The organism is Thermohalobaculum sp. (genome assembly GCF_058622915.1).
Map to the genome: position 1 here is coordinate 1 of NZ_JBZSYN010000073.1, position 10,054 is coordinate 10,054.

General features: G+C 71.6%; 11 protein-coding genes. 5 read left to right on the plus strand and 6 right to left on the minus strand.

The features are described 5' to 3' along the window. Positions 1 to 113: 113 nt before the first annotated feature. Together AC32QD_RS05995 and purD are read right to left on the minus strand one after the other, a co-directional pair. Positions 114 to 1,331: an aminopeptidase P family protein gene (locus AC32QD_RS05995; protein WP_492009574.1), complete on the minus strand. Its 1,218-nt coding sequence runs from the start codon at positions 1,329 to 1,331 to the stop codon at positions 114 to 116. A 190-nt stretch (positions 1,332 to 1,521) separates the two neighbouring features. Further along, positions 1,522 to 2,799, minus strand: coding sequence for a phosphoribosylamine--glycine ligase (gene purD / locus AC32QD_RS06000; RefSeq protein WP_492009584.1), 1,278 nt, complete (start codon positions 2,797 to 2,799; stop codon positions 1,522 to 1,524). 236 nt (positions 2,800 to 3,035) lie between these two features. On the opposite strand from purD, the gene xseA reads away from it, so the two are divergent. From xseA to arsC, 3 genes are read left to right on the plus strand one after another with little or no spacing between them, the layout of a single operon-like run. Next, the gene (xseA, locus tag AC32QD_RS06005) at positions 3,036 to 4,556 is read left to right on the plus strand and encodes an exodeoxyribonuclease VII large subunit (RefSeq protein ID WP_492009575.1); all 1,521 of its coding nucleotides are present in this window, start codon (positions 3,036 to 3,038) and stop codon (positions 4,554 to 4,556) included. A 35-nt stretch (positions 4,557 to 4,591) separates the two neighbouring features. Beyond that, positions 4,592 to 4,882, plus strand: coding sequence for a DUF1330 domain-containing protein (locus AC32QD_RS06010; protein WP_492009576.1), 291 nt, complete (start codon positions 4,592 to 4,594; stop codon positions 4,880 to 4,882). Positions 4,883 to 4,885: 3 nt separating this feature from the next. Continuing rightward, positions 4,886 to 5,233, plus strand: a complete 348-nt coding sequence (gene arsC / locus AC32QD_RS06015) for an arsenate reductase (glutaredoxin) (RefSeq protein ID WP_492009577.1) — start codon at positions 4,886 to 4,888, stop codon at positions 5,231 to 5,233. A gap of 113 nt (positions 5,234 to 5,346) precedes the next feature. On the opposite strand, the gene AC32QD_RS06020 is transcribed toward arsC, so the two are convergent. From AC32QD_RS06020 to AC32QD_RS06035, 4 genes are all read right to left on the minus strand, one after another. Further along, a complete protein-coding gene (locus AC32QD_RS06020; protein ID WP_492009578.1) occupies positions 5,347 to 6,327 on the minus strand; it encodes an NADPH:quinone reductase in 981 nt (326 codons plus the stop codon). Further along, the gene (locus AC32QD_RS06025; RefSeq protein WP_492009579.1) at positions 6,324 to 7,622 is read right to left on the minus strand and encodes an HlyC/CorC family transporter; all 1,299 of its coding nucleotides are present in this window, start codon (positions 7,620 to 7,622) and stop codon (positions 6,324 to 6,326) included. Before AC32QD_RS06025 ends, AC32QD_RS06020 begins: the two co-directional genes overlap by 4 nt. A gap of 70 nt (positions 7,623 to 7,692) precedes the next feature. Beyond that, positions 7,693 to 8,637: a site-specific tyrosine recombinase XerD gene (locus tag AC32QD_RS06030; protein ID WP_492009580.1), complete on the minus strand. Its 945-nt coding sequence runs from the start codon at positions 8,635 to 8,637 to the stop codon at positions 7,693 to 7,695. Beyond that, a complete protein-coding gene (locus tag AC32QD_RS06035) occupies positions 8,634 to 8,774 on the minus strand; it encodes a hypothetical protein (protein ID WP_492009581.1) in 141 nt (46 codons plus the stop codon). Before AC32QD_RS06035 ends, AC32QD_RS06030 begins: the two co-directional genes overlap by 4 nt. Positions 8,775 to 8,856: 82 nt before the next feature. Here AC32QD_RS06035 and AC32QD_RS06040 point away from each other — a divergent pair, with 82 nt between their 5' ends. Together AC32QD_RS06040 and AC32QD_RS06045 are read left to right on the plus strand one after the other, a co-directional pair. Next, positions 8,857 to 9,441 (plus strand): shikimate kinase, encoded by a 585-nt coding sequence (locus AC32QD_RS06040; protein ID WP_492009582.1) that lies wholly within the window; start codon positions 8,857 to 8,859, stop codon positions 9,439 to 9,441. Then, positions 9,438 to 10,054 (plus strand): 3-dehydroquinate synthase family protein (locus AC32QD_RS06045; protein WP_492009583.1); only part of this gene is annotated, 617 nt, incomplete at its 3' end. The genes AC32QD_RS06040 and AC32QD_RS06045, both read left to right, overlap by 4 nt.

The following is a 10,054-nucleotide window of genomic DNA, read 5'->3' on the forward strand; positions in this document are numbered from 1 at the left end:
CAGGCCCCCGGCAATGAGCTTCCGCATATCGTCCCCTCCCCTCCGCGCAACGCACCGACCCGGGCCGCGACACCACCGGCGCTCGCCGAGGGCGGGCGCCGGTCGACCCCAGCTCAGTCCCCGACGATATTGTGCGCGGGGCCGTAGGGAAAGCCGGTGATGTTCTCGGCGCCCTCATCCGTCACCACCAGGATGTCGTGCTCGCGGTAGCCGCCGGCGCCGGGCCGGCCCTGCGGGATCATCAGCATCGGCTCCATCGAGACCACCATGCCGGGCGCGAGCACGGTGTCGATGTCCTCGCGCAGCTCCAGCCCGGCCTCGCGGCCATAGTAGTGGCACAGGATGCCGAAGGAGTGGCCGTAGCCGAAGGTGCGGTACTGCAGCAGGTCGCGCTCGGCGAGGAAGGCGTTGATCCCGGCGCAGATCTCCGAGCACCGCGCCCCGGGCCGGATCAGCGAGAGGCCGAGCTCGTGGGCGGCGACATTGGCCTCCCAGACCGCCAGCGAGGCCGCATCCGGCGCGCCGAGGAACAGCGTGCGCTCGAGCGCCGTGTAGTAGCCCGAGATCATCGGAAAGCAGTTGAGGCTGAGGATGTCGCCCTGCCCGACCCTGCGCGCCGTGACCGGGTTGTGGGCCCCGTCGGTGTTGAGCCCGGACTGAAACCATACCCAGGTGTCGCGCAGCTCGGAGTCGGGGAAGGCGCGCGCGATCTCGGTCTCCATGGCATCGCGCCCGGCCTGCGCGATCTCGATCTCGCTGGCGCCTTCGCGTATGGCGGCGCGGATCGCGTAGCCCCCGAGATCGGCGACGCGCGCGCCCTCGCGGATCAGGGCGATCTCCTCGGTTGACTTGACCATGCGCGCGGCCATCGCTGCCGGCGCGATGTCGACCGTGCGCGGGGCGCCGAGGAAGTCGGCCAGCTTCGCCGCCTGCTGCAGCGTCAGGTGGTCGCCCTCGATGCCGACGCTGCGCACCGGTCCGACGATCTCGCGCACCGCGCGCCAGAAGTTGTCGCGCTTCCAGTCAGTGTAGACGAGGTTCTCGTCCACCGAGCGCCGCCAGGGCTGGCCGCCGTCGATGTTGGCCGAGACGGTGATGCAGCGCGCCGGCGTGACGACGCAGGCGAAGGGGCGGCCGAAGGCGCAGTAGAGGAAGCCGGAGTGGTAGGCGACATTGTGCATCGAGGTGAGGATCGCGGCCTCGACCCCGGCCTCGGCCATGATCCGGCGCAGGCCGGCGAGACGGCGGTCGTACTCGGCGCGCGAGAAGGGCAGCGGGGCCTTGGCGCCGTTGTGGAAGGTGAAGTGCTCGGGGCGATCGGTCGCGGACATCGGGACCTCCATCCGTTCCCGGAGGAGGACCGCGCCCCCGCCGGGACAGCAATCCCGGCGTGCAGGACGGGGCGGGCACCGGCCCGCGAGCTGGCCGGAGGACCGGCCGGGGCGACGCCATCGCCCCGCGCTCGGGCGCATCTCTAGCGGCGAATCGGCCGGCCGGGAAGTGGACGAAATGCCGCCGTGATCAGGGCGCGACCCGGGCCAGCGCCCGCCAGCCGATGTCGCGCCGGCAAAAGCCCCCGGGCCAGTCGATGCGGTCGATGGCGCGGTAGGCGCGGGCCTGCGCCTCGGCAAGATCCCGGCCGGTGGCCGAGACGTTCAGCACACGGCCGCCATTGGCCAGGATGCGCCCCGCTTCAGCGCGCGTGCCGGCGTGAAAGACGGTGACCCCCTCGACGTTAGAAGCGTCTTCCAGACCATTGATCTGGGTGCCATTTTCATAGCCGCCCGGATAGCCGTTCGCGGCCATGACCACGGTGATCGCGGCCTCCGGCCTCCAGTCGAGCGAGACCTCGGACAGCCGGCCCCGGGCGCAGGCGAGCAGCGCCGGCAGAAAGTCCGAGCCCAGCCTGAGCATCAGCACCTGGCATTCGGGATCGCCGAAGCGCACGTTGAACTCGACCAGGCGCGGCCCGTCCTCACCGATCATCAGCCCGGCATAGAGCACGCCGCGATAGGGCGTGCCGCGCCTCGCCATCTCGCGAATCACGGGGCGCACGATTTCCTCGAGCGCGCGGCGCTCGATTTCGGGCGTCATCACGGGGGCGGGCGAGTAGGCGCCCATGCCGCCGGTGTTCGGCCCCTCGTCGCCATCACGGGCGCGCTTGTGGTCCTGGGCCGAGACCAGCGGCAGCACCGTCTCTCCGTCCGTCAGGGCGAAGAAGCTGGCCTCCTCGCCCTCCATGAACGCTTCGATCACCACCGAGGCGCCGGCCGCGCCGAAGGCGCCCCCCAGCATGTCGTCGACCGCGGCCTCGGCCTCGGCCACGCTTTGCGCGACCACGACGCCCTTGCCGGCGGCCAGGCCGTCGGCCTTGACCACGATGGGCGCGCCCGCCCGGCGCAGATGCGCCTTTGCCGCCTCGGCGTCGGAGAAGCGCGCCCAGGCGGCGGTGGGTGCGCCGCAGGCGTCAGCGACCTCCTTGGCGAACGCCTTCGAGGCCTCGAGCCGCGCCGCCTCGCGGCCGGGGCCGAAGGCGGGGATGTCCGCGGCGTCCAGCGCGTCGACGACGCCCGCCGCGAGCGGCGCCTCCGGGCCGACGATGACAAAGCCGATGCCGTGCTCGCGGCAGAAGCCGACGACGGCGGCGCCGTCGCCCGGATCGAGCGCCACGCATTGCGCCAGTTGCGCGATGCCGGCATTGCCGGGCGCGGCATAGAGATGGCCGGCCAGTGGGCTTTTGGCCACCGCCCAGGCCAGGGCATGCTCGCGGCCGCCGCCACCGAGGATGAGGATGTCCATGCGCTGCCCCTGTCCGTCCGCCGCGGCCCGGGCCACCTGCCGCTCGAGCGCCACCTCGAGCGCGAAGCGGTCGCGGTTAACCGCGGCCATCTCGTCGCGCAGTCCCTCGAGCCGCCGCTTCAGCCGGCGCTGGCGCCAGATGATGACGACCGCCGCCGCGGCGAAAACGACACCGAGAAGGGTTGCGGGGATCAGGTCCATTGCGCCACTCTGGGCCGCTGTTCAGTCACGGCCCGATGCCACAACATCTGCGGATCGCCATGCCGTCCGACCTTATCGACGATGCACCGGAAGGGGTCAACGTTCCCGAGTTCTCGGTCTCGCAGATCTCGCAGGCGGTCAAGCGCCTGATCGAGGGCGAGTTCGCCTATGTGCGGGTGCGCGGCGAGATCGGCCGCGTCTCGCGGCCCCGCTCGGGCCATGTCTATCTGGACCTGAAGGACGCGAACGCGGTGCTCGCCGCCGTGATCTGGAAGGGCGCGGCAGGGCGGCTGGACATCCAGCCCGAGGAGGGCGACGAGATGATCGCCGAGGGTCGGCTGACCACCTTCGCCGGGCAGTCCAAATACCAACTGGTCATCGAGCGCCTCGCCTATGCCGGCGAGGGGGCGCTTCTGGCCAAGCTGGAGCGGCTGAAGCAGGCGCTCGCCGCCGAGGGGCTGTTCGAGGAGGCGCGCAAGCAACCCCTGCCCTACCTGCCGCGCGTGATCGGCGTGGTCACCTCGCCCACCGGCGCGGTGATCCGCGACATCCTGCACCGGCTGGCCGAGCGGTTCCCGGTCCGAGTCCTGGTCTGGCCCGTGGCCGTGCAGGGCGAGGCCTGCGCGCCACAGGTGGCAGCGGCGATCCGCGGCTTCTCGGCGCTCGAGGCCGAAGGGCCGGTGCCGCGCCCAGACGTGCTGATCGTGGCGCGCGGGGGCGGCTCGCTCGAGGATCTCTGGGGGTTCAACGACGAGCGCGTGGTGCGTGCCGCCGCCGAGAGCACCATCCCGCTGATCTCGGCCGTCGGGCACGAAACCGACACCACGCTGATCGACCTCGCCGCCGACCGCCGCGCGCCGACGCCGACGGCGGCCGCCGAGATCGCCGTGCCGGTGCGGGCGGAGCTGGTGGCAGCGGTGAGCGACCTCGCAGCCCGCGGGCTGCAGGCGCTCGGCCGCTTCCTCGAAGGGCGTCGCGAGCGGCTGAGCTATGTCGGCCGCGCCCTGCCCCAGCCCGCTCAGCTGATCGCCGAGCGCCGCCAGCGGCTGGACATCGCGGTGGCGCGGCTGCCGCGTCCGGCCGACCTCACGCAGGCCCGGCGCGACCGGCTTGCCTTCCTCGCCCACCGGCTGCCGCAAGGGCTGGCGCGGCGCGCCCACGCGGCGCGGCTCGACCTGTCGCGGCAGGCCGGACGGCTGCACCCGCGGCTGCTCAAGGCTCGCACTGAGCGGCTGCGCGACCGGGTCGAGGACCGCGCCCAGCGCCTGCTTCCCGCCGTCAAGCGGCTGGTCCGCAGCCAGGTGGAACAGCTGCAGGCGCTCGGCCGCCTGTTCGGCTCGCTACACTACAAGCAGGCGCTCAGGCGCGGCTTCGCCATCGTGCGCGAGAGCGGCGGTCCGGTCTTGACCGGCGCCGCGCGGGTCAGGCCCGGCGCCGTACTCGACCTCGAGTTCGCGGATGGCCACGCCCGAGCCACGGCCGAGGGTGCGCCAGCTCCGGTCAAGAAGGGCCGGCGCGGAGGAGGAGGCCAGGGAACGCAAGGCTCGCTGTTTTAACGAAACGACGCAAAGCGTTGCGAGGGAGGCAAAAAATGCCCAAGGGATACTGGATCGCCCACGTCCATGTCACCGATCCGGAGGAGTACAAGAAATATGTCGAGGGCGCCCGCACCGCCTTCGAGAAGCACGGCGCCCGCTTCCTCGCCCGCGGCGGACAGAACCAGGAGGTCGAGGGCGCGCTCGGCCGCGAGCGCCACGTGGTGATCGAGTTTCCCAGCCTCCAGGCGGCGCTTGACTGCTATCACAGCGACGACTATCAGGCCGCCCGCCGCTTCAGGGCCGAGGCGGGAACTGCCACCATCGTGCTGGTCGAGGGGAGCTGAGCGATGCGCGCCACCATTTACCACAACCCCAGATGCGGCACCTCGCGCAAGGTGCTGGAAATCCTGCACGAGCGCGGTGTGGAGCCCACCGTGATCGACTATGTCGCCCACCCACCGGACCGGGCCGAGCTCGCCCGCCTGCTCCGCCGGCTGGGCCTGGGCGCGCGCGACCTGCTGCGCCGGCAAGGCACGCCCTATGAGGAGCTGGGGCTCGACAACCCGAAGCTGAGCGACAAGGCACTGATCGACAGCATCGCCGAGCACCCGATCCTGATGCAACGCCCCGTGGTCGTGACCGAGAAGGGCGCCAAGATCTGCCGCCCGGCCGAGGTCGTGAACACGCTGATCTGAGCGCCCGCGCCCGCAACGCGTCCCGGGCCTTGACCCGGGACCTCTCCCGGGCCGGCCCGTCCGCGGCGCGCCGGACCAAGTCCGGGGCCCGACCCGATTGTCGGGAGGTCGCCTCAGATCTCCACCACCACGGTGCCCAGCTTCTCGCCGGCCTCGACCGCCCGGTGCGCGGCCGCCGTCTCGGCCAAGGGAAATTTCATCGCCACGGCGTGGCTAAGCGCCCCCTGCTCGAGCCAGGTGGTCAACTCGGCCTCGCCGCGCCGGCGCATGGCGGGATCCAGCAGATAGACGATCAGCATCCACAGCCGGGTGTTGCGGAACATCAATGAGTAGAACGGCAGGGCCGGGGTCATCTCGCGTGCGCTGGCATAGGCCGCGATGGTGCCGCGCTCGGCGATCACCTTCTCGGTGACGGCCAGGTTGGCGCCGAAATCGACCTCGACGATGCGGTCCACGCCGCGGCCGCCGGTGATCTCCATGATCCGCGCGGCCACCTCCTCCTCGCGGTAATTGACGACGTGGTGCGCCGCGCCGGCATGGGCGGCCTTGCCGGGGCCCGAGACGGTGGCGATGACCTCCGCCCCGCCGATCCGGGCCATCTGCACGGCGTAACACCCGACCGAGCCGGCGCCGCCGGTGACCAGCACGGTCTGCCCCTCGACGGGCCCGTCGCCCATGACCGCCGCCCAGGCGGTCATCGCCGGGATGCCCAGGCACGCCCCCTCGGCAAACGAGACGTTGCCGGGCAGGAAGACCGCCTGCGCTTCGGGCACCGCGATGAATTCGGCCGCCGTGCCGTGCGGGCGGCGCCACTGGCCGTTCCAGACCCAGACCCGCTGGCCGATGCGGCCCCGGTCCGCGCCCGGCCCGGCCGCCTCGATCACGCCGGCGCCGTCGGAATGCGGCACGATCTGCGGCCACTCCATCCGCGCGCCGGCCCGCGCCCCGGCGCGCAGCTTCACGTCCGAGGGGTTCACGCCCGAGGCATGCAGCCGCACCAGCACCTCGCCCGGGCCGGGTTCGGGGGCCGGAAGATCCCCGTGCATCAGCACCGCGTCCGCCGCACCGAAGCTCTCGTACCACACCGCCTTCATTGCGCCGCCCTCTTGAGCTGCTTCAGCCTGAGCTTGGTCACCTGGTTGCGCCGACGCTCGAGCACCTCGAAGCGCACGCCGTGGAAGACGAAGACCTGGCCCTCGGTGGGGATGGTCTGGGCCTCGTGGATCATCAGGCCGGCGACGGTGGTGGCCTCCTCGTCGGGCAGGCTCCAGTCGCAGGCGCGGTTGACGTCGCGGATGGTCATCGAGCCCGGCACCACCACCGAGCCGTCGGTCTCGCGCACGATGCCGACGGCCTCGACGTCGTGCTCGTCGGTGATCTCGCCGACGATCTCCTCGAGGATGTCCTCGAGCGTCACCAGCCCCTGCAGCGAGCCGTACTCGTCGACCACCAGCGCGAAGTGCTGGCGCCGCTTGAGGAAGGCGCGGAGCTGGCCGTCGAGCGAGCGCGTCTCGGGCACGAACCAGGGCTTCATCGCCACCGACATCACGTCGAGCGCGAGCGGATTGCCCGGCTCGGTGCTGCCGCCGCTGAGCAGCTGGTGCTCGGCCCGCAGCAGGTCCTTGGCGTGCAGCACCCCGACCACGTTCTCCGGCTCGCCGCGCCATAGCGGCACGCGCGTGTAGGGCGAGGCGAGGCAAAAGTCGATCACCTCCTCGGCGGGCGCATCGGCCGATATCGAGGCGATGTCGCGGCGGTGGCGCATGACCTCGGAGATATCGCGCTCGCGCAGATCGAGCGCGGCCAGAAGCCGGTCGCGCTCGTACTTGTCCACGCCGCCCTCGAAGTGGTGGTAGGAAATCGTGCCGCGCAGCTGCTCGAGCGGCGCGAGCACATGGGCGTGCGGGTCGGTCTTCACGCCGACGATGGAAAGCCCGGTGCGCACCAGGATGCGAACCGCCGCAACGAACGGCGAGAACAGGTGCACGATCACCCTGATCGCCGGCGCGACGCGGACCGCCGCTTCGGTGGGGGCGGTGATCGCGTAGGTCTTCGGCGCCACCTCGGCGAAGATCAGGACCACCGCCGTCATCACCAGGGTCGCCCAGGCGACTCCGGCGCTGCCGAAGGCCTCGGTGAACAGCGATGTCGCCAGGCTCGCCGCAAGGATGTTGGCCAGGTTGTTGCCGAGCAGGATCGAGCCGATCAGCCGCTCGTTGTCGTCGGTGAGGTTCAGCGCCACGCGGGCGCCCTTCGAGCCCTTGCCGGCGAGGTGGTGAATCGTGGCACGGTTGACCGCGGTCAGCGCCGTCTCGCTGCCGGAGAAGAAGGCGGAGAGGCCGATCATCGCGATGATCGCAAAACAGGTCCACCAGACAGAGGGGTCCATCACCAGATCCTCGAAGTTTAGTGCGCTCGGGACGTTATGCGGGCAAGCGGGGAGCAGCCGCAAGGCCGCGTCAGCGCGCGGGGTCCGCCCGGGCCAGCGGGTGCTTCTCCAGCACCAGCGCCTTGAGGCGCTCGTCGAGCACATGCGTGTAGATCTCGGTCGTCGAGATGTCGGCGTGGCCGAGAAGCTGCTGAATCGCCCTCAGATCGGCCCCGTTGGCCAAGAGATGCGTGGCAAAGGCATGGCGCAGCCTGTGCGGCGGGATGCGCGCGGGGTCGAGTCCGGCCGCCGCCGCCAGCCGCTTGAGCTCCTGGTAGAAGGCGACCCGGGTCAGGTGCCCCTGCCGCCCGCGCGAGGGAAACAGCCAGGCCGAGGGCCGCTGCCCCGCCCTGCGCCTGGCCTCCTGCTCGGCGTCGCGCAGGCCGAGCCACGTGGCCAGAGCCTCGCGCGCGGGCCCGGAGAGCGGCACCATGCGCTCGCGCCCGCCCTTGCCGGTGACCAGCAGCATGCGCGGGTTGCCGCGCCCGGCGGCTGCCGGCAGCGAGACCAGTTCGCTGACCCTGAGCCCGGTGGCGTAGAGCAGCTCGACCAGGCAGAGCAGCCGCGCGCGCCGCGCCGCCCCGCCCGGCCGGTCGCGCGCCGCGGCGAGAAGTCGGTCGACCTCGGCGACCGACAGCGTGCCCGGAAGCCTTCGTGCCGGGCGCGGGCCGGAGATCCGCGCCGCCGGGTCATCGGCGCGCCAGCCCTCGGACAACGCGAAGCGGAAGAGCTGGCGGATCGCCGAGAGCCGCCGCGCCCGGGTTGCCGGGGCGAGCCCCGCCTCCTCGGCGGCACCGAGATAGCCCTCGACCTCCGCCCGCCGGGCGCAGGCGAAACCCGATCCGTTGCGGCCCAGCCAGCCGGCGAAGTCCGAGAGGTCGCGCCGATAGGCCGCCAGCGTGTTCCCCGCCGCCCCCCGCTCGGCCGCGAGCGCCTCGAGGAACGCGTCGATCCAGTGCGGCTGTGTGCCGCTCACTTGGCGTTTGCCGGCAGCGGCACGGACACTTCCTTGTTGTGCGTCGGCGGCGGCAGGTCGCCGAAGAAGGCATAGCCAACGAACGCGACGGCCAAGAGAATCACAAGCCAGAAGAGATACTTGAAGAGCCTGCGCATATGCCTCGGTCCCCGCCCGTCTTTTCTGTCGTGCACCGGTGGTGTAAGGCCGGCAGGGTAACCGTCAGCCGGGACGAGGGCAATGCCGCAACCTGCCGCCGATCGCAAGAGTGCCTGCGCCTTCCGGCTCAGGCGCCCGGTCGTGCTGATTGGCTTGATGGGTGCAGGAAAGACGTCGGTGGGAGGACGCTTGGCGGAGATGCTGGGTGCTCCGTTCCGCGACTCGGACGCCGAGATCGAACGGGCGGCCAACATGTCCGTGCCCGAGATCTTCGCCCGCTATGGCGAGCAGCACTTCCGCAAGGGCGAGCGCAGGGTGATCGCCCGGCTTCTCGGCGAGGGAGCGCAGGTGCTCGCCACCGGGGGCGGCGCCTTCATGGACCCCGAGACGCGCGCGCTGATCGCAAAGACCGCCGTCTCGGTGTGGCTCAGGGCCGACCTCGAGCTCCTGCTGCAGCGCACCACCGGACGCACGCACAGGCCTTTGCTGAACCGCGGCGACCCGCGCGAGACCCTCGCGCGGCTGATCGAGGAACGCTATCCCATCTACGCGCTGGCCGACGTGCAGGTCGACAGTGCCGCGGGGCTGACCCACGAAGCGATGGCCCGGCGCATCGTCGCCGCGCTCGAGGCCCACGGCCAGACGCTGGAGAGGAGAGACGGGTGATGCAGAACGTGCGCGTCGATCTCGCGGGCCAGCCCTACGACATCCTGATCGGGCCGGGACTGGTCGGCGAGGCCGGGCGCCACCTCGGCCCGCTGCTGGCGCGCCCCTTCGCGGCGATCGTCACCGACGAGACCGTGGCGGCCCTGCACCTCGCGGCCCTGCGCGAGGGGCTGGCTGCGGAGGGCATCCGGTCGCAAACCGTGGTGCTTCCCGCCGGCGAGGCCACCAAGTCGATGGCGCAACTGGACCACCTGCTCGGCCGGCTGCTGGATCTGAAGGTCGAGCGCGATGACCTGGTCCTCGTTCTGGGCGGCGGGGTGATCGGCGATCTCGGCGGCTTCGCAGCGGCTGTGCTGAGGCGGGGGGTGGGGGTTGTGCAGGTGCCTACGACGCTGCTGGCGCAGGTGGACAGCTCGGTGGGGGGCAAGACCGGGGTGAACATGCCGCAGGGCAAGAACCTGGTGGGCGCGTTCCACCAGCCGCGCCTGGTGCTCGCCGACATCGACGTGCTCGACACCCTGCCCCGGCGCGAGTTCCTCGCGGGCTATGCCGAGGTGGTGAAATACGGCCTGCTCGGCGACGCCGCCTTCTTCGGCTGGCTGGAGCAGAACGG